The sequence below is a fragment of the Variovorax paradoxus EPS genome, from assembly GCF_000184745.1.
In the GTDB taxonomy this organism is placed as follows: domain Bacteria; phylum Pseudomonadota; class Gammaproteobacteria; order Burkholderiales; family Burkholderiaceae_C; genus Variovorax; species Variovorax paradoxus_C.
In genome coordinates, this window is the sequence record NC_014931.1 from 126,265 (window position 1) to 144,048 (window position 17,784).

Here is a 17,784-nt window from a genome sequence, read left to right on the forward strand (position 1 = left end):
CGCTCAAAGCTTCATCAGCTCGTAGAGCACCATGCGCGTCTGCCGGCCGCGCAGCTCGACCAGCTCCTCGATGCGGCGCGTGCTGAGCCGCCCCTTCAGTCCCGCGAAGGTGTCCTCGGACATCAGCGTCTGCGTCCCCAGTTGCTTGTTGATGCCCTCGATGCGGCTCGCCACGTTGATGACGTCGCCGAATGCCGTGTACGACAGCCGGTCGTTCGAGCCCAGCACCCCCGCGATCACCACGCCGGTGTGGATGCCGATGCGGGTGCGGAACTCGGGCAGGCCCCGCGCGCGCCACTTGCTGTTGAGCTCGCCCATCTGCGCATGCAACTGCAGTGCGGCGAGGCAGGCGCGGTACTCCGCATCCTTCATGTCGGCAGGCGCGCCCCACAGCACCATGATCCCGTCGCCGATGAACTTGTCGACCACGCCGCCGTAGCGCGCGAACACACCGGTGGCGAGGTTGAAGTACTCGGTCAGCATGCCCACCAGCACGTCGATGGGGAGCGACTCCGAAATCGAGGTGAAGCCCTCCACGTCGGTGAACATCACCGTCACTCGCCGCGCCGAACCGCTGGGCGCGAGCGCATGCCCCTCGGCGACGAGCTGGTTGATCACGTTCACCGGCACGAACTTGCTGAAGGCCTTGAGGCTGCGCGCCGAGTCGTCCAGCGCCTGATCCAGATGCTGTATCTCCAGCACGCGGCTGGGTTCGCGCGGCAGGTTGTCCAGCTCCAGCAGGCCGATGCGGCGCGCGATGCGCGAGAGGTTTTCCACCGGCGAGGTCACCAGCTTGGAGAGCTTGAGCGACATGAACAGCGCCAGCGCCAGGAACACCAGCGCCAACAGCAGCCCCCAGAGCACCGCGCGGCGCAGGTCGCCCAGCACCATGTCCTCGGGCACCCAGCTCACCAACTCCCAGCCGGTGGATGGGATCAGCGAGGTCTGCACCAGGTAGCGCTTGCCTTCGAAGTCGAACGGGAAGGTCGAGTCGCCGTTGCCGTCGGGGGTGCCGTCGGTCGCCATGTGCAGGTGCATCTGCGCGTGCAGCGTGCCGAGCACGCCCGTGGGCGCATCCAGCTGGTGCAGCACGCCCGGCAAGTCGCTGCGCGCCAGCACCTTGTGGTCGGCGCTCAGCAGGGCGCTGTGGCCATAGCCGTTGCTGCTGAAGAGCCGCACGAACTCCGACAGCCGCCCGAGCGACACGTCGCCCGCCACCACCAGCGCCTTGGGGCTGCCCTCGGTGTAGCGCCGCTCGCTCGGCAGCGCGTAGGTCACGCCCAGTTCCTGCGCCGCGGCGAACACGTAGGGCTGCGTCCATATCGGCCCCTGCATCTTGTTGGCCTGCTGGAACCAGCTGCGCCGCGTCGGGTCGTAGCTGCTGCGAAAGGATTCGATGCGCTGCGTGGCAAAGCGCTGCTGCGCATCGAGTTCCGCCCCGAGCGGCCGCTTGTACTGCCAGGTTTCGGTGGTGAATTCCGCGCCGCGCGCGATGTGCCGGATCGCCGGCACCGGGTAGCGCAGCGCCATCAGCATCTGGCCGTTTTCGTTGGCCACGTACACGCTGTCGAGCTCGGGCGATTGCTGCAGCAGCGTCCAGAGCAGTTCGGCGGTGCGCTCGGAATGCTCGCCCGCCGGGCTCAGGCTCGGCGCGCTGCCGATGGCGCCGACCACCGACTCGGCCTTCGTCAGGAAGGCGAGCACCTTGTCCTCGGTCCGGTCGTGCGCGGCCCGGTGCGCGGAGGTGCCGATGTTCGACACCAGCCGCTGCGAGCCCCAATAGCCTAGGGAGACCAGCAGCAGCGACTGGGCCAGGGCGACCGCGCTGACGATGGTGCCCACGTCGACCCTGAAACGGCGCGAGCGCCGAGGTGGGGCCTCGGGCCCGACCGTCGGCGGCGGCGACGTGTGCGCACCGGCGGATTCAAACGGCGGCTTCCCCGCCACATCCGGCGATCCGGACGAGTTCATGTTCATACAGCTCCCTGTCGACCACTCCAACGCATCCGCTGCGGGTCGGCCGCGGATCGGCACCAGGCTTGCCCGCCGTTCCGATCGTTGGGTGTCGGGAATTCAGGCGGGCGCGCCTGGCGCGACAGGATTTTGCGCGACTTCGGCTTTTCTGTGCGTTATCGCACGGTCGTTCTGGAGCCGGGAGTTGTCAGCGCGCGTCGTGAAAGATGAGGCCCACCGTGTGCCGCCGCCCCGAGCGCAGGCGGCTCACGCCGTGTCGCATCGTCACGCGGTAGGTGCCGCGCGTGCCCGCCACCGGGCGCTGGTTGACCGCGAAGATCACGGCCTCGCCCTGCGCGAGCGATACGACTTCGGCGCGCGACTGCATGCGCGGGCGCTGCTCGGTCAGCACGAACTCGCCGCCGGTGAAGTCCTCGCCCGGCCGGCTCAGCAGCACCGTGAGCTGCAGCGGAAACTGCAGGTCGCCGTACAGGTCCTGGTGCAGGCAGTTGTAGTCGCCTTCGTCGTAGCGCAGCAGCAAGGGGGTGGGGCGCAGTTGGCCCGCCGCGTGGCAGCGTGCGAGGTAGGCGGCGTGATCGGGGGGATAGTCGGCCGCCTGGCCCATCGCGCTCGCCCAGGCATTGGCGAGCGGCGCGAGGCGTTCGTAGAGTGCGCTGCGCCACGCCGTGATCAGCGGCGGCAGCGGATTCGCGAAGTACTGGTATTCGCCCTCGCCGAAGCCGTGGCGCTGCATGACCACGCGGCTGCGGAAATGATGGCCGCCTTCGTCGTACATCGCCGCGAGCTGGGCGCATTCCTTCGGCGTGAAGAGCTGGCCGGTGGTGGCGCAGCCGCGGGTGGCGAGATCGGTCTCGATGCGCGGCCAGTCGAGTGCGTCGATGCGGGAAGGATGGGTTGTCGTCATGCCCGCAGTGTCCCGCCGCGCCGCAAGCATGGCTCGCCGTTTTCGGCCCCCTTTTTCAGGGCTTACTACCGAACATGGTTGAGATGCGTTGGCGTCTGAACGATGGCGCGACATGAGTTCACTCACTATTGCAAAGCGTTATCTTCTCTACATCACAAGGAGAAGGCCGATGCCCGGATCTATTTTTCTGCATGGAATTGCACTTGCCAACTATCGAGGGATTGGCAGCGACATCGTCCGAATAGGACCATTTCAAAGATTTAACTTCTTTGTAGGTCCCAATAATTCGGGTAAATCGACCGTTCTGAACTTCATTTCGCAGCATTTGAGTACGCATGTCAGTTCACCCCCGCGGGGATCCAGAAATCAACCTGTAAGTTTGCGGCCATTAGATAAAAACACAAAAACTAATGAGGATGTGGTCATGGGCATTGGCCTTCCTATGTCGAAGGCGCGCGAGCAACTTGAGCATATTTTTAATGAAGAGCCTTATGACTGGCACTCGCACATGAATGCCATCGAATATTTGTTGGAGTTCTTTCAGGAGGAAAATATTCTGTGGTTTCAGCGTGGCGCAGATCCGAGCAAGCCGTTGGCGCCTATACCTTTAAATCGCCTCCCCTCCGTTGAAGAGATAACAAATGCTAGTCGAGTGAATATCAAAGGATTGTGGTCAAGACTGACGAGGCAGAGTGGTGGGGGCCCAAATCTTTGGGTTGGCGAATCAATCAATCGATTGCTTTCGTTGATCGACATTTCTCTTCCTGCAGTTGCTTTAATACCGGCAATTAGGCAAATATCTGAGAGAGGGCAAGATTTTTCAGACTGGTCTGGCAAAGGGTTAATTGAAGAGCTTGCGAGGCATCAAAACCCAGATTATTCCGAGCGCTTGAAAATAGAAAAATTCGAGGCGGTGAATAGCTTTGTCAGAGTGGTAACCGCCAATTCATCGGCAAGAATTGAGATTCCGTATGATCGGCAGCACATTTTGGTTCATATGGATGACAAAGTTCTTCCTCTTCATGCGTTAGGAACAGGGATTCACGAAGTCATCATGTTGGCTGCCTTTTGCACTCTACTTGAGCAGCAAATTGTGTGCATAGAGGAGCCTGAAATTCATTTGCATCCTCTCCTGCAACGACGGTTGGTGCAGTACCTTGCAGATCAAACTTCAAATCAATATTTCGTGGCAACGCACTCTGCGAGCATCATCGATGCAACCGAGGCCGCGGTGTTCCATGTATCCAATAAATCGGCGACAACTAAAATCGAGCCTGCATTGACTTCTGCAGCAAAATTTCAGGTTTGTCGGGACTTGGGATATCGAGCATCAGATATCTTGCAAACCAATGCGATTGTTTGGGTTGAGGGACCATCGGATCGGATTTATTTGAATCATTGGATAGTTGCAAGGGATTCAACACTGCGTGAAGGCACGGATTACTCAATTATGTTTTATGGAGGGCGCTTGCTAAGTCATCTAGCCGCAACGGATGATGTTGAAGTCGGCGATATTGAAAAAGATCTTGAAGCATTGATTGAGGTTCGCCGGTTGAATAGACATCTTTGTGTGGTAATTGATAGTGACAAATCCAGCAAAGATTCTCCAATTAATTCTACGAAGAGACGAGTCATTGCCGAGTTGCATCGGCACGGCGGAATTGGCTGGGTCACCGAGGGTCGAGAAATCGAAAATTATGTGGAAAAAGAAGAGATGAGTATTGCCTTGCGCGAAGTTTATGGAGAACGTTTTGGTCGCCGCCTCAAGAGCGGGCAATTTGAGCACGTTCTCCCATTTGTGAAAGCAGATGGAAAAATATTCAAGGAAGTGGATAAGGTGGCGGTGGCTCGTGCAACCTGCAAAAAACCAGCGAACTTGGATATCCTTGATCTCAAAATGCGCGTAGAGGAAATCGTCGCATTCATACATGAGGCGCGCGAATAGCCGGAGGTATTTTCGAATTTTTTCGTAGAGAGTTAGTTGAATTTTCCCGGCGCTACATTTGCCCGGCATGTTTTAGCAGCCAATAGCGCTAGTCAGAAAGCACCTAGTGAGCACTTCGAAGCGACCGCCTGCCGACCAAGGCACCAACGACTGGCAACTCCCCTGGGACGGCGGCTGCCGCTGCGGCCAGGTGCGCTTTCGCATCACCGCGCCGCCGCTGCTGTCGATGGCCTGCCATTGCGCCGGCTGCCAGCGCATGAGCGCGAGCGCCTTCTCGCTCTCGCTCGCCATCCCGACGCCGGGCTTCGAGGTTGTCGCGGGCGAACCCGTCATCGGCGGCCTGCATGGCGACTCGCACCACTTCTGCTGTCCGCACTGCAAGAGCTGGATGTTCACCCGCACCGAGGGCATGGACGAGTTCGTCAACATCCGGCCCACCATGCTCGATCGCCACGAATGGTTCGTGCCGTTCATGGAAACCTGGACCGACGAGAAGCTGCCTTGGGTCACGACGCCCGCGGTGCACAGCTTCGGCAAGCTGCCCGATTTCGCTGCGTTCCCGGCGCTGATCCAGGCCTACGCGCAAGAGGGCGCGCGCCCCGGCAAAGCCTGAAGCCCTTCGCTCAGAGCGGCGCGATCGGAATGCAGATGTCGCATTCAAAGGCGCCGGTCTTCTCGTCGAAGGCCATGCCGGGCCCGTAGTACTCGAACGCGGGCCGGCTGTCGAACTGGAAGCCGCTGGCAGGCAGCCAGTCGCGCATCAGGCGCATCCACGCATCGTTGATCTCCGCAGGCAAGCCCTGGAACCTCAGCGAGACATAGCGCCCGCCCGGCAGCACCGTCTTGTGAAAGCCGCCATCGGTCACGAAGTTGTCGGGCACCTCCACGCAGGCGTCGTAGCGCGAGTGCTCGGGCGCGGTGATGCTCGGGTCGTCGTGGCTGATTCCGTAGCGCGCATGCGACCACAGGTCGTGCGCGCAGATCCAGGGCGCGACTTTGGTGGCCCAGAACGCGCCCACCGGTGCGCCGAACGGGCCGGTGTAGCGCAGGTAGGCAATGGTGACGGGTGGGCGGGTGATCAGCTGGACATTCACGGGTGGCTCCTCGTGCGCGGGGTTGCGCAGTGGAGAGCCATTCTTCGTGAAGCCGTGCAGGGCGATCTGATCGGGATTGCTATCGCGTGAGGGGTCGTCGCAGGGCGGCGACCCGTCGTGCGCTGCACGCCACGCGCTGGGCGCGCTGCCGAAATGCGCACGGAACGCGCGGGTGAACGCCTCGCCCGAACCGAAGCCCACCGACACTGCCGCCTCAAGCACCGACAGGTGCGGCTGCGTCGCGAGCCGCAGTGCCGCCACCTCCACGCGGCGGCGCCGGATGTAGTCGCCCAGCGTCTCACCGGCCCAGGCCGCGAAGAGGCGATGGAAGTGAGACGCCGAGAAATGCGCCACGTCGGCCAGCGCCGCGAGTTCGAGCGGCTCGTCCAGGTGGTCGTCGATGTGCGTGAGCACCTTGTGCATGCGCCATTCGTATTCGGAGCGGCTGTCGCGCGTCGTCATGGCGCGCATTCTCAACCTTGGCGCGCCTGCTCCAGCAACCAGTCGCTGAAGAACTTGAGCAGCGGCCGCTGGTCGGCGCGCTCCGGCGTCACGAGGTAGTAGTTGCGCTCACCTGATAGCGGCCGTGCGCACGCCACCACCAGTTCGCCGCGCGCCAGTTCGTCGGCAACCAGCATCGTGGGCATCAGCGCCACGCCCAGGCCGTGCGAGGCGGCCGCGGCGAGGATCGAGAACAGCTCGTAGCGCGGACCGCCGCGCGCGTTGGGCGCGTCGATCTGCTGCGCGTCGAACCACTGGCGCCAGCCGTCGGGCCGCGTGCTCTGCTGCAGCAGCGGCATCTTCGAAATGACCGCCGGTGCCACGGCCTTGCCGCGAGGGAGAAGGGAAGGGCTGCACACCGGCACCACGTCCTCGTGCATCAGCAACAGCGCGCGCGTGCCGGCCCAGTTCTCGACCTGCGCGGGCGTGCCGGCGTAGAGGGCCGCGTCGAACTCCGCGTCGGCAAAAAGAAAGGGACGGGTGCGCGTCTCGATGTGCACCACCACGTCGGGCTGCAGCGCGGCGAAACCCTTCAGGCGCGGCATCAGCCAGCGCGTGGCGAAGGTGGGCACGGCCGCCAGCGACAGCGAGCCGCCTTCGCCCTGGTGCGCCATGGCGTCGAGCGTGTCGCGCTCCATCGCTTCGAGCCGCTTGGTGATCTGCCGCGCATAGGCTGCGCCGCTGGCCGTGAGTGCCACGCCGTGCCGCGTGCGGCGAAAGAGCGCGACGCCGAGGAAGGCTTCCAGCGTGCCGATCTGCCGCGACACCGCGCTCTGGGTGAGCGCGAGTTCCTGGGCGGCGCGCGTGTAGCTCTCGTGGCGCGCGGCGGCGTCGAAGCACACGAGGGTTTGCAGGGGTGGGATCTTGCGGCGCATGTATGCCTCGGGTGTATTTATGGAGATCAAGCCTCACCAATGACAAGGCCGCTCGAACATCTTGCAAGACATTCTACAAACGCATATCTGGGTGAGGATTCATCGTTTGCGCCCGGCCCTTCGCGTGGCTAGGATCGCTCCCATCCCCCTCTTTTCTCTTTTTTCCCTCTTTCCGGAGACAGCACATGGCCGCCAAAGCGCAATTCCACTGGGACGATCCCCTTCTTCTCGACCAGCAACTGACCGACGAAGAACGCATGATCCGCGACGCGGCCAATGCCTATTGCCAGGAGCGCCTGGCGCCCCGCGTCATCGAGGGCTTCCGCACCGGTGAAACCGACCCCGCCATCTTTCGCGAAATGGGCGCGCTCGGCCTCCTCGGCCCCACGATCCCCGAGCAGTACGGCGGCCCCGGCCTCAACTACGTGGCCTACGGCCTGATCGCCCGCGAAGTCGAGCGCGTCGATTCGGGCTATCGCTCGATGGCCAGCGTGCAGAGCTCGCTGGTGATGGTGCCGATCTTCGAATTCGGCACCGAAGCGCAGAAGCAGAAGTTCCTGCCCAAGCTCGCCACCGGCGAATGGATCGGCTGCTTCGGCCTGACCGAACCCGACCACGGCTCGGACCCCGGCAGCATGGTCACCCGCGCGAAGAAAGTGCCGGGCGGCTATTCGCTCAGCGGCGCGAAGATGTGGATCAGCAACTCGCCCATCGCCGACGTGTTCGTGGTGTGGGCCAAGGAAGTCAGCGAAAGCGGCACGGTCGGCCCGATCCGCGGCTTCGTGCTCGAGAAGGGCATGAAGGGCCTCTCGGCCCCCGCGATCCACGGCAAGGTGGGCCTGCGCGCCAGCATCACCGGCGAAATCGTGATGGACGGCGTGTTCTGCCCTGAAGAAAACGTGTTCCCCGAAGTGCAGGGCCTCAAGGGTCCGTTCACCTGCCTCAACAGCGCCCGCTACGGCATCTCGTGGGGCGCCATCGGTGCCGCCGAAGACTGCTGGCACCGCGCCCGCCAGTACACGCTGGACCGCAAGCAGTTCGGCCGCCCGCTCGCCGCCAACCAGCTCATCCAGAAGAAGCTGGCCGACATGCAGACCGAGATCACGCTGGGCCTGCAAGGGAGCCTGCGCCTGGGCCGCATGAAGGACGAAGGCACCGCCTCGGTCGAAATCACCTCGATCATGAAGCGCAACAACTGCGGCAAGGCCCTGGACATCGCCCGCCTGGCGCGCGACATGATGGGCGGCAACGGCATCAGCGACGAATTCGGCGTGGCCCGCCACCTGGTGAACCTGGAAGTGGTCAACACCTACGAAGGCACGCACGACATCCACGCGCTCATTCTTGGCCGCGCCATCACCGGCATCGCCGCTTTCGCGAACTAAGCAAGAACGAATGACCAAGCCCGCAGCGCTCGACGGCATCAAGGTCCTCGATCTGTCCCGCGTGCTCGCGGGCCCGTGGTGCACGCAGATCCTCGCGGACCTGGGTGCCGACGTCATCAAGATCGAGCGTCCCGGCGTGGGCGACGACACGCGCACCTGGGGTCCGCCGTTCATCAAGGATGCGGACGGCAACGACACCGACCAGGCCAGCTACTTCACCGCCTGCAACCGCAACAAGCGCTCGGTCACGGTCGACATGGCCACGGCCGAGGGGCAGGCGCTGCTGCAGCAGATGGCGGCACAGGCCGACATCGTGGTGGAGAACTTCAAGACCGGGGGGCTGAAGCAATACGGCCTCGATCAGGAGAGCCTCCGCGCAGCCAACCCGCGCCTCATCTACTGCAGCGTGACCGGCTTCGGCCACGACGGCCCGTACGCCGAGCGCGCAGGCTACGACCTGATGATCCAGGCCATGACCGGGATGATGAGCATCACCGGCCGTCCCGACGACGTGCCCGGCGGCGGCCCGCTGCGCGTGGGCGTGGCGCTCACCGACCTGTTCACCGGCGTCTACGCGAGCACCGCCATTCTTGCGGCGCTGCAGGTGCGCGACCGCACCGGCGAAGGCCAGCACATCGACATGGCGCTGCTCGACGTGGGCATGGCCATCCTCGCCAATCAGGCGAGCGCGTTTCTGAACACCGGCAAGGCACCGCAGCGACAGGGCAACACGCACCCGAGCCTCGCGCCTTATCAAGACTTTCCGACGCTCGACGGGTCGATGCTGCTGGCCATCGGCAACAACGGCCAGTTCGCACGCTTCTGCGAAGCGGCTGCTCACGCTGAATGGGCCGCCGATGCGCGCTTTGCGACCAACACGCTGCGCGTGAAGCACCGCGGCGTGCTGATTCCAATGATGGAAGAGCTCACCCGCACCCGCACCACCGCCGACTGGGTCACGCTGCTCGAAGACAAGGCCGTGCCCTGCGGCCCGATCAACGACATTGCGCAGGCCTTCGACGATGCGCAGGTCAAGGCGCGGGGCCTGGCAGTCACGCTGCCGCGCGATGCGGGCGACGGCATTGCCAGCATCACCGGCGTGGCGAGTCCGCTGCGCCTGTCGGCCACGCCGCCCGTGCTGCGCCATGCGCCGCCGGCGCTCGGGCAGCACACGCGCGAAGTGCTGGCCGAGTTCGGCATCGACGCCGCGCGATTCGACGCGCTGCGCTCGGCGGGCGTGGTCTGAAGAAAGACGAGCGGCCATGACCGACTCGATGCGCACCCCACCGTTCTCGGTGCTGCGCATCGACCATGTCGTGCTGCGCGTGAAGGATGCCGATCGCGCGATCGCCTTCTACTGCGACGTGCTGGGCTGCACAGTCGAGAAGCGCCGCGACGACCTGGGGCTCGTGCACCTGCGTGCGGGCACCAATCTCATCGACCTCGTCACGCCCGAGGGTCCGCTGGGCAAACAAGGCGGTGCCTTGGCCGGCAAGGAAGGCCGCAACGTCGACCACCTGTGCCTGCGCATCGAGCCCTTCGATGAAGCGGCGATTCGCGCCTTGATGGCGCAGCACGGCGTGCCGGTGCACGGCGAGGTGCAGAACAACTTCGGCGCCGAGGGCAACGGGCCTTCGATCTACATCAGCGACCCCGACGGCAACAGCGTCGAGCTCAAGGGCGCGGCCGGCTGAGCGCCGGCCTTTCGTCCACTCTCTTTTTCCGAAGCGCAGCGCGGCCCGCGGGGTCGATTTGTACGCCACTGTGTCCAGCTGGCGAGGCGCACACACGCGCATGCAAAACGGCCTGGATCTCGACACATCGCAGATACAGCCCGCCGATGTAATTCATTCATCGCCACACGGCATCCCGACGTAGCGATGAATGTCCCGATAGATCACTGACTCACTCAACTCACTTCCTTTGAAAGATATCGCCATGAAGACCACCAAGCTCCTCCTCGCCGCGGCTGCTGCTACTGCCCTTTCCGCTTTCGCCGGTGGCGCGAGCGCCGAGGAATACCAAGGCGTGCTGCAGTTCCAATCGACCGCGAGCCGCGCCGCAGTGCGCGCCGATGCGGTCGTTGCAGCGCACAGCGCCGACCAGTACGCCGAAGGCGCATCAAGCGGCGTGCCCGTCGCCATCGCGAGCGCGACCGATCGCGCCACGGTGCGCACGCAGGCCGTGGCCGCCGCCCGCGCCGGCGACCAGTACGCCGAAGCCGCATCGGCCGGCACCGTGCCGCGCTTGTCGAGCACGCTGGACCGCGCCACCGTTCGCGCCCAGGCCGTGGCCGCGGCGCATGGCATCGGCGCACTCGGGCTGTAAGTCAATTGGCCACGTTGTGTCTCCATGCAGAATCGGGCGCGCGTCCCCAGAGGCGCGTTCGATTCACCAGGGAGATCACCAATGACCAGCCACCCGTTCGCCGCGCGCATTGCCGCGCGGCTTTCCTTTGCCGTGGGCACTGCCGCACTGCTCGCCGCCTGCGGCACACGCCAGCCGGCGCCCCCCGAGCCCCCGCCGCCTGAAGCCACCGCGCGCAACAGCGTGGTCATGTCCGCCGTCACCTATGGCGCCACCGCCAAGGGCATCCAGCTGAAAAAGGAAGACGACGCGTGCGACGTCCCCGCGTCGCTCAAGCAGGCTGTGCAAGACCAGTTGCTCGAACCCTACGAATACCTGCTTGCGCCGCCGCCGACTGCCAACGCCGAGGGCGCGCCGGTTCTCAAGGTCGAGATCACCGACCTCTTGGCCAACGCAGGCGGCCTCTACGGCGGTCCGAAGATCGTGCAGTTGCGCGGCACGCTCGAGCGCAAGGGCGAGGCGCCCGCGCGCTTCACAGCCGAGCGCCAGATGTTCATCTACTTCGGCATGCCGCGCAGCACCTGCAGCATGGTCGGCGTCGTGACCTATGCATTGGGCGAGGACATCGCCAAGTGGCTGCAGAAGCCCGTCGATGGCGCCCTGCTCGGTGAACTGAGCACCACTGCCGGGAAGCGCTGACGGACTCTAGCCCGCGCGCCCGATGGTCGCGACGGCGAACACCGCCACGCCGAGCGCGAGGTTCAGGCTCACCAGCTTGCGCACCGTGTTGAGCCGCGCGGCCGCCACCGGCCACGCGCTCTCTTCGACCGCGCGGCGCAGCGCCTTGAACACCGAGGCGCGGATGTAGACATAGATGCCGGCCATCACGATGGCGATGCTCATCATGGCCTCGATGCGCCAATGCACGCTGCGGAATCCACCCGCGAGCAGGATCATCGAAACCCCGCTCACGAACAGCAGCGTGACCGACGCATCCACACCGACGAAGAAGCGTCGCAGCGCCGCGGCCATCGTGCGCAGGCGCAGCGGCGGCTCCAGCGTGGCGACGGCGGCGGGGCGCACCGCGAAGTGCATCGTGGCCATGCCGCCGACCCAGAAGGCGGCAGCGACGAGATGAAGGAAAAGCAGGATGGCGTAGGGCATGGGGGCCGATCAGAACACCGAACGCCGTGGGCGCGCAATGTCTGCCTCGTTGCGTTAAAAACCATCCTCCGGACAAAGCAGAAAGATGAGGCCCCCATGACCCGCACCGTCGCCCAGAAACGCGCCGACTTCCGCGCGCTCCACGAACAGGGCTGCTTCGTCATCCCCAACCCCTGGGACACCGGCAGCGCGCGCTACCTGCAGGGCCTGGGCTTCAAGGCACTGGCTACAACGAGCTCGGGCCATGCGTGGTCGCAGGGCTTTGCCGATGGGGCGCAATCGCGCGACACCGTGCTCGCGCACCTGCGCGACATCGTGGCGGCGACCGACCTGCCGGTGAACGCGGACTTCGAGAACGGCTTCGCATCCGACGCGCAAGGCGTGGCCGAAAGCGTGCGGCTCGCGGTCGAGACCGGCGTGGCGGGTTTGTCGATCGAAGACTCGACGGGCGACGCAACGAATCCGCTCTTTCCCATCGACGTTGCGGTCGAGCGCCTGCGCGCCGCGCGCCGGGCCATCGATGCGGCGGGTGGCGACACCTTGCTCGTCGGCCGTGCCGAGAACTTCTTCGCGGGCCGGCCCGACCTGGACGACACCATCGCGCGGCTCAAGGCCTATGCGGAGGCCGGAGCCGATTGCCTCTATGCGCCCGGCATCAAGACGCGCGAGCAGATCGCCGCCGTGGTCGCGGCCGTGGCACCGAAGCCCGTCAACCTGCTGGTCGGCGGGGTGAGCGATCTCACGATGAAGGACATTGCCGAACTCGGCGTGCGGCGGGTCAGCGTGGGCGGTGGGCTCGCGCGCGCGGCATGGGGCGGCTTCGATCGCGCCGCGCGCGCGCTTGCCGAACACGGACGCTTCGACGGCTTCGAGGGGGCCGCCGCGGGTGCGGATCTCAATGGGTTCTTCGGCCGTTTTTCCAGTTAGCGGACCGGCCGGCGCCATGGACGCGCTGCTCACGGAAATCCGCGATTGCCGCGCCTGTGCCGCGCACCTGCCGCTCGGGCCGCGTCCCGTCGTGCAGACCAGCGCCACGGCGCGCCTGCTGCTCGTCGGCCAGGCGCCGAGCGTGACGGTGCACACCACCGGCGTGCCATGGAACGACAAGAGCGGTGAGCAGCTGCGCCGCTGGCTCGGCATCGACCGCGAAGTGTTCTACGACGCCACGCGCGTCGCGCTCATGCCGATGGGTTTCTGCTACCCCGGCCGCGGCACCAGCGGCGACCTGCCGCCGCGCAGGGAGTGCGCCGAGCTCTGGCAGGCGCGGCTGCTCGCAGAGATGAAGCAGGTCGAGCTCACGCTGCTGATCGGCCAGTACGCGCAGCGCCACTTCCTGGGCGCGGCCCGCAAGGCCGGCGTGACCGAAACCGTCGAGGCCTTTGCGGAATACGGGCCCCGCTTCATTCCGCTGCCGCATCCGTCGCCGCGCAACACCGGCTGGTTCAAGCACCACCCGTGGTTCGAAAGCGATGTGCTGCCGGTGCTGCGCGAGCGCGTGCGGCAGGCGCTCGCGCAGCGCTGATCAACGGGCTGTGCGACCCACGGCCTTCTTGCGCGCTGCGGGGCGTCGCGGCGGCTTCGACTCCAGCACCAGCTCCGCGGGCAGCGTGTCGTTCCACGATTCGGTGAAGTAGGCGCGATCGCTCGGCACGAGCTGAGGCAGGGCTTCGCGCAACACGCCCAGCGACTGCTCGGCTGCTTTGAGGTCGCCCGCATGCGCGGCATACCAGGCGTGCTCGAACAGAAGGCTGCAGTGCTGCAGGCCCGGGTAGCGTCGCCGCCCGGCCTGGTGATCGGCCAGCCGCGCCTGCGCCACGTCGACCCAGCGTGCCGGCCAGTGCGCGGCATCGAAGGCATCGGCCAGCGGCCCCGCGAGCCTGGAGATCGCCGCCGGGTCCAGCGGCTTCTGCATGCGGAATTGCGCGAGGGTGGGTTGCTTGTCGGGCCGGCAATGGCCGCGGGCGATGCGCATCAGGTAGATCGCGTTCCATGCCGAGCGGCCTTGCCCGTCGGTGTGGCCGCAGAGCCATTCGCTGAAGGCGATCCACTGCACCGCACGGCGCGTGGTGTCGGCGTGGCCATCGTGCGCGAGCGCGGGAAGATCGGAGAGCCCGACGCGATCGAACAGCCACGCGGCCATGCCCATGTTGGCGGCCACGTGCTGGGCTGCGTCGAACGAATGCGATTCGAAGGCCGCGGCCAGCGCCTCGCCGAAGCGCTGCAGCGACTCTTCGGCGAGCGCGGCGGCGGCCGGCTTGTCGTCGGCCGAGAGACCGAGCGCGCGCGAGCGGCACACCAGCGCCCAGAGGTTGCACCACTCGAAGCGCACATCGGGGTGATGCCGCAGCACCAGTCCGCGCGCCGCGTCCTCGGCCATGCCGCTCAGGAGCGATTGCGCGAGCGGCAGATCGCGCGCCGTGTAGGCGCACCAGGCCGAGACGATGCATTCCATCGCGCCCAGGTAGTCGTTGCCCGCCACGTGATGGGCCAGGCGCTGTTTCTTGAGCGCCTGCAGCCGCCGGCGCGCCTGCTCGTTGTCGCCGAGCCGGCGCCACAGCATCGCTTCGTTGAGCGTGACCAGCGCGCGCTGGAAATCGGTGGCGGCCAGCGTGCCGGCCAGGCGGATCGACTCCAGCGCGCTGACTGGCAACCCGGTCGCGCTGCTGTCCGCCATGGGTGCCACCGGCGTCATGAGCCGGCCCTGCCGCGCTGCCTGTTGCGACGCGACCAGTTGCTTCCAGAACGCGGCATCCTGCAGGTGCACCGCATCGGGCGGCGGCGAGCCGGGTTCCGCCGCGTGGCGCTTGCGCGAGCGCAGGCCGAGAAAGGAGGCCACCTCCGCGGCGGTGGCCGCACGGCCCTCCACCAGCACGCGCATGCGCTTCGCCTCGGCGGCCGGCAGCCAGAACGGCCCCTGGCTGCGCCGCTCGGCATTGAGGAAGCGCGGCTCGCGCTGCGTGTCTTCGCCCCAGCCGACTTCGATGTTCCAGGTCTTGAAGTCGCGGAAGGCGCGGCTCACGACCATGCGCAGCGTGCTCGCATCGGAGACTTCGCCGCGCAGATCGGCCAGTCGCACGAGGCCGCCTTCGGCATCGTGCGCGTGCTGCATGCGCACCAGCAGCCAGAGCGACTGGAAGGCCGCGCGCTTGCCGTTGACCGACTGCGGCGAGGTGAGTTCGATGGAGAGCGGGGCGGGTGTCTTGAGTTGGGGCACGCCCGGATTGAACCTCAAATTCAGGGGCGAAGGCTGAAGGCCGACGCCGCTTCCTTCGCTTCTTTCTTCAGTACCGGTTGCGGTCGATCAGCTCGCGCACTTCGCTGCGGCCGATGCCCAGGTCGCGCAGTTCGTGGTCGCTCATGCCGGTCAGGTGCCGTGAATCGGCGCGGCTGCGGCGGCGCTGTGCGGCGCGGCGGCGCCAGTCGTGCAGGGCATGCATCAGGCGTTGATGAAAGGTCGAAGGCTTCGGCGCTGTCACGGTGGGCTCCTTGGTGGGGAGCGCTCATCTTCAGTCGCTGCATGCTATTGTGGAAGTTGAGATTCCTGAACCACACAATCAGCATTCCTGATGCGACAGCTCAACCTCGACCAACTGCGAACGCTCATCGCCATTGCAGACCTCGGTACCTTCTCCGCAGCAGCGAAGGCGCTGCACCTGGCGCAACCCACGGTGAGCCTGCACATCAGCGAACTCGAATCGCGCCTCGGTGCGCAGCTCGTGGTGCGCGGCAGCCGCACTGTCACGCCCACGGCCGCCGGGGCGGCGCTGGTGGAGCGCGGACGCAGGCTGTTGCGCGACACCGACGAGGCCATCGACGCCGTCAAGCGCCAGACCGAAGGCCGCACCGGCCGCGTGCGGCTGGGCACATCGACCGGCGTGGTGGTCGACCTGTTGCCGCAGGTGCTCGAGGCACTGGGCACGGTGCATGCGGGCATCGACGTGGAGGTGAGCATCCTCGGCTCCAACGACGCGATGGCGCGGCTGGCTGCCGGCACGCTGGACATCGGGCTGGTCGCGATGCCGCAGCCGCCCGGGCGCGATCTTGTCGTCACCCCGTGGCGCGATCAGGCCATGATGGCCTTCGTGCCGCAGCGCTGGAAGGCACCGAAGCGCGTGACGCCCGCGTGGCTCGCCGCGCAGCCGCTGATCTTCAACGACGCCACCACGCACATGTACCGGCTCACGATGGAGTGGTTCGCCGGGGCCGGCTTCGCGCCGCGTGCGCGCATCGAGCTCAACTACGACGCGGCGATCCAGAGCCTCGTCGCCGCGGGCTATGGCGCGTCACTTCTGCCGCTGCAACACACGGCTGACGATGCGCTCAACCAACGCATGCAGGTGCTGCCGATCACGCCGAAGCTCACGCGCCGCCTGGGCATTGCGCACCGGCTGCCCGGCGTGATCGATGGCGCCACGCAGAGCGTGCTGAAGGTGCTGACGACATTCCGTCAGCTTTGATTGCTGCCTTCATTCGGAAGCCCCTCGATCGGACACTCGGCCGTGCCGATCGTGCGGCGCGTGAACGACTCCACCTGTTCGCGCGCGCCCTTGGGGTCGTTGATCCACTGTTTGTAGAAATCGAAGGGGCAGTCCGCCACGCCCTTGTCGCCGTCGCCCGAGTTGATGAGGCCGGTGTAGCCGCGGTGCATGAGCTTGAAGAGATGGTTCTGCGACTGCCCGTTCCTGCGTGCATCGCGGATCAGGCTCATCGAGAGTTCGGCGTAGTTGATGCCCATCTCTTCCTCGCCGCATTCGCCCAACGTGCGGCCGTCGAAGCCGATGAGCGCCGAGTGCCCGAAGTACGAGTACACGCCGTCGAAGCCCGCCGCGTTGGCCACCGCCACGTAGGTGTTGTTCATGAAGGCCATCGCCTTGGACACCAGGATCTGCTGCTCCTTGGCCGGGTACATGTAGCCCTGGCAGCGGATGACGAGTTCGGCGCCGCGCATCGTGCAGTCGCGCCAGATCTCGGGGTAGTTGCCGTCGTCGCAGACGATGAGGCTGATCTTCATGCCCTTGGGCCCGTCGCTCACATAGGTGCGGTCGCCCGGATACCAGCCCTCGATGGGCACCCACGGCATGATCTTTCGGTACTTCTGGACGATCTCGCCCTCGTTGTTCATGAGGATCAGCGTGTTGTAGGGCGCCTTGTCCGGGTGCTGCTCGTGGCGCTCGCCGGTGAGCGAGAACACGCCCCACACGTTGGCGCGGCGGCAGGCGTCCGCGAAGATCGCGGTCTCCTCGCCGGGCACGGTGGCGGCGGTGTCGTACATCTCCTTGGTGTCGTACATGATCCCGTGCGTGGAGTACTCGGGAAAGATCACCAGGTCCATGCCGGGCAGGCCCCGCTTCATGCCGACCAGCATCTCGCCGATCTTGCGGGCGTTGTCCAGCACCTCGGCCTTGGTGTGAAGGCGGGGCATCTTGTAGTTGACGACCGCGACGCCCACGCAATCGCTGCTGCTCGAAATATCACCATGTCGCATGACGCTGCTCCTGAAATCCTGATGGATGGTTGAGAAAACAAAAAGGCCCGGCCGGTGTTCAACCGGGTCGGGCCTGCTTTGTCTTGCGTCTTGAATGGATTCGTGTCGTCGGAGCCGATTGTTCTCAACTCACCGCGGGCTGCCCATACG

The 17,784-nt window shown here is 65.6% G+C and carries 18 protein-coding genes; 10 read left to right on the top strand and 8 right to left on the bottom strand.

The genetic code is table 11. The features are described 5' to 3' along the window. Positions 1-3: 3 nt before the first annotated feature. On the bottom strand, positions 4-1,977 hold the full coding sequence (locus VARPA_RS00610; RefSeq protein ID WP_041942723.1) for an adenylate/guanylate cyclase domain-containing protein: 1,974 nt from the start codon (positions 1,975-1,977) through the stop codon (positions 4-6). 184 nt (positions 1,978-2,161) lie between these two features. Beyond that, positions 2,162-2,878 (bottom strand): 2OG-Fe(II) oxygenase, encoded by a 717-nt coding sequence (locus VARPA_RS00615; RefSeq protein WP_144298932.1) that lies wholly within the window; start codon positions 2,876-2,878, stop codon positions 2,162-2,164. Positions 2,879-2,990: 112 nt separating this feature from the next. Here VARPA_RS00615 and VARPA_RS30380 point away from each other — a divergent pair, with 112 nt between their 5' ends. Then, a complete protein-coding gene (locus VARPA_RS30380) occupies positions 2,991-4,823 on the top strand; it encodes an AAA family ATPase (protein ID WP_080559342.1) in 1,833 nt (610 codons plus the stop codon). A 106-nt stretch (positions 4,824-4,929) separates the two neighbouring features. Continuing rightward, on the top strand, positions 4,930-5,436 hold the full coding sequence (locus tag VARPA_RS00625; protein ID WP_013538596.1) for a GFA family protein: 507 nt from the start codon (positions 4,930-4,932) through the stop codon (positions 5,434-5,436). Positions 5,437-5,446: 10 nt separating this feature from the next. On the opposite strand, the gene VARPA_RS00630 is transcribed toward VARPA_RS00625, so the two are convergent. After that, positions 5,447-6,379: an AraC family transcriptional regulator gene (locus tag VARPA_RS00630; RefSeq protein ID WP_041943127.1), complete on the bottom strand. Its 933-nt coding sequence runs from the start codon at positions 6,377-6,379 to the stop codon at positions 5,447-5,449. Positions 6,380-6,390: 11 nt separating this feature from the next. Continuing rightward, positions 6,391-7,293 (bottom strand): LysR substrate-binding domain-containing protein, encoded by a 903-nt coding sequence (locus VARPA_RS00635; protein ID WP_013538598.1) that lies wholly within the window; start codon positions 7,291-7,293, stop codon positions 6,391-6,393. A 185-nt stretch (positions 7,294-7,478) separates the two neighbouring features. Here VARPA_RS00635 and VARPA_RS00640 point away from each other — a divergent pair, with 185 nt between their 5' ends. The 5 genes from VARPA_RS00640 (at position 7,479) to VARPA_RS00660 (ending at position 11,684) form a co-directional block, all read left to right on the top strand. Beyond that, positions 7,479-8,678: an acyl-CoA dehydrogenase gene (locus tag VARPA_RS00640; protein ID WP_013538599.1), complete on the top strand. Its 1,200-nt coding sequence runs from the start codon at positions 7,479-7,481 to the stop codon at positions 8,676-8,678. 10 nt (positions 8,679-8,688) lie between these two features. Further along, the gene (locus VARPA_RS00645; protein WP_013538600.1) at positions 8,689-9,924 is read left to right on the top strand and encodes a CaiB/BaiF CoA transferase family protein; all 1,236 of its coding nucleotides are present in this window, start codon (positions 8,689-8,691) and stop codon (positions 9,922-9,924) included. Between the two features lie 16 nt (positions 9,925-9,940). Continuing rightward, positions 9,941-10,372 (top strand): VOC family protein, encoded by a 432-nt coding sequence (locus VARPA_RS00650; protein WP_013538601.1) that lies wholly within the window; start codon positions 9,941-9,943, stop codon positions 10,370-10,372. A 244-nt stretch (positions 10,373-10,616) separates the two neighbouring features. After that, complete coding sequence (locus VARPA_RS00655) at positions 10,617-11,006, top strand: hypothetical protein (RefSeq protein ID WP_013538602.1); 390 nt, start codon at positions 10,617-10,619, stop codon at positions 11,004-11,006. Positions 11,007-11,087: 81 nt separating this feature from the next. Continuing rightward, a complete protein-coding gene (locus VARPA_RS00660; RefSeq protein ID WP_013538603.1) occupies positions 11,088-11,684 on the top strand; it encodes a hypothetical protein in 597 nt (198 codons plus the stop codon). Between the two features lie 6 nt (positions 11,685-11,690). On the opposite strand, the gene VARPA_RS00665 is transcribed toward VARPA_RS00660, so the two are convergent. Then, complete coding sequence (locus VARPA_RS00665; protein ID WP_013538604.1) at positions 11,691-12,149, bottom strand: CopD family protein; 459 nt, start codon at positions 12,147-12,149, stop codon at positions 11,691-11,693. A 96-nt stretch (positions 12,150-12,245) separates the two neighbouring features. Here VARPA_RS00665 and VARPA_RS00670 point away from each other — a divergent pair, with 96 nt between their 5' ends. Then, positions 12,246-13,076 carry an isocitrate lyase/PEP mutase family protein gene (locus tag VARPA_RS00670; RefSeq protein WP_013538605.1) on the top strand — a complete coding sequence of 277 codons (831 nt, stop codon included), beginning with the start codon at positions 12,246-12,248 and terminating at the stop codon, positions 13,074-13,076. A gap of 16 nt (positions 13,077-13,092) precedes the next feature. After that, the gene (locus VARPA_RS00675) at positions 13,093-13,671 is read left to right on the top strand and encodes a uracil-DNA glycosylase family protein (protein ID WP_013538606.1); all 579 of its coding nucleotides are present in this window, start codon (positions 13,093-13,095) and stop codon (positions 13,669-13,671) included. On the opposite strand, the gene VARPA_RS00680 is transcribed toward VARPA_RS00675, so the two are convergent. Beyond that, positions 13,672-15,363, bottom strand: coding sequence for a hypothetical protein (locus tag VARPA_RS00680; RefSeq protein ID WP_013538607.1), 1,692 nt, complete (start codon positions 15,361-15,363; stop codon positions 13,672-13,674). Positions 15,364-15,430: 67 nt separating this feature from the next. Beyond that, the gene (locus tag VARPA_RS00685; RefSeq protein WP_013538608.1) at positions 15,431-15,625 is read right to left on the bottom strand and encodes a DUF1127 domain-containing protein; all 195 of its coding nucleotides are present in this window, start codon (positions 15,623-15,625) and stop codon (positions 15,431-15,433) included. Positions 15,626-15,715: 90 nt separating this feature from the next. Here VARPA_RS00685 and VARPA_RS00690 point away from each other — a divergent pair, with 90 nt between their 5' ends. Then, on the top strand, positions 15,716-16,606 hold the full coding sequence (locus tag VARPA_RS00690) for a LysR family transcriptional regulator (protein ID WP_013538609.1): 891 nt from the start codon (positions 15,716-15,718) through the stop codon (positions 16,604-16,606). Here the strand turns inward: VARPA_RS00690 and VARPA_RS00695 are convergent. Beyond that, positions 16,597-17,634 (bottom strand): aliphatic amidase, encoded by a 1,038-nt coding sequence (locus VARPA_RS00695; protein ID WP_013538610.1) that lies wholly within the window; start codon positions 17,632-17,634, stop codon positions 16,597-16,599. The two genes, VARPA_RS00690 and VARPA_RS00695, sit on opposite strands and share 10 nt — an antisense overlap. Positions 17,635-17,784: the final 150 nt, after the last annotated feature.

Excerpts from the sequence above, each read along its gene's own strand:
- VARPA_RS00645 (WP_013538600.1), top strand. The coding sequence starts at position 8,689 with ATGACCAAGCCCGCAGCGCTCGACGGCATCAAGGTCCTCGATCTGTCC.
- VARPA_RS00675 (WP_013538606.1), top strand. The coding sequence starts at position 13,093 with ATGGACGCGCTGCTCACGGAAATCCGCGATTGCCGCGCCTGTGCCGCG.
- VARPA_RS00655 (WP_013538602.1), top strand. The coding sequence starts at position 10,617 with ATGAAGACCACCAAGCTCCTCCTCGCCGCGGCTGCTGCTACTGCCCTT.
- VARPA_RS00665 (WP_013538604.1), bottom strand. The coding sequence starts at position 12,149 with ATGCCCTACGCCATCCTGCTTTTCCTTCATCTCGTCGCTGCCGCCTTC.
- VARPA_RS30380 (WP_080559342.1), top strand. The coding sequence starts at position 2,991 with ATGAGTTCACTCACTATTGCAAAGCGTTATCTTCTCTACATCACAAGG.
- VARPA_RS00690 (WP_013538609.1), top strand. The coding sequence starts at position 15,716 with ATGCGACAGCTCAACCTCGACCAACTGCGAACGCTCATCGCCATTGCA.
- VARPA_RS00650 (WP_013538601.1), top strand. The coding sequence starts at position 9,941 with ATGACCGACTCGATGCGCACCCCACCGTTCTCGGTGCTGCGCATCGAC.
- VARPA_RS00615 (WP_144298932.1), bottom strand. The coding sequence starts at position 2,878 with ATGACGACAACCCATCCTTCCCGCATCGACGCACTCGACTGGCCGCGC.
- VARPA_RS00695 (WP_013538610.1), bottom strand. The coding sequence starts at position 17,634 with ATGCGACATGGTGATATTTCGAGCAGCAGCGATTGCGTGGGCGTCGCG.
- VARPA_RS00640 (WP_013538599.1), top strand. The coding sequence starts at position 7,479 with ATGGCCGCCAAAGCGCAATTCCACTGGGACGATCCCCTTCTTCTCGAC.
- VARPA_RS00630 (WP_041943127.1), bottom strand. The coding sequence starts at position 6,379 with ATGACGACGCGCGACAGCCGCTCCGAATACGAATGGCGCATGCACAAG.
- VARPA_RS00660 (WP_013538603.1), top strand. The coding sequence starts at position 11,088 with ATGACCAGCCACCCGTTCGCCGCGCGCATTGCCGCGCGGCTTTCCTTT.
- VARPA_RS00670 (WP_013538605.1), top strand. The coding sequence starts at position 12,246 with ATGACCCGCACCGTCGCCCAGAAACGCGCCGACTTCCGCGCGCTCCAC.
- VARPA_RS00610 (WP_041942723.1), bottom strand. The coding sequence starts at position 1,977 with ATGAACATGAACTCGTCCGGATCGCCGGATGTGGCGGGGAAGCCGCCG.
- VARPA_RS00635 (WP_013538598.1), bottom strand. The coding sequence starts at position 7,293 with ATGCGCCGCAAGATCCCACCCCTGCAAACCCTCGTGTGCTTCGACGCC.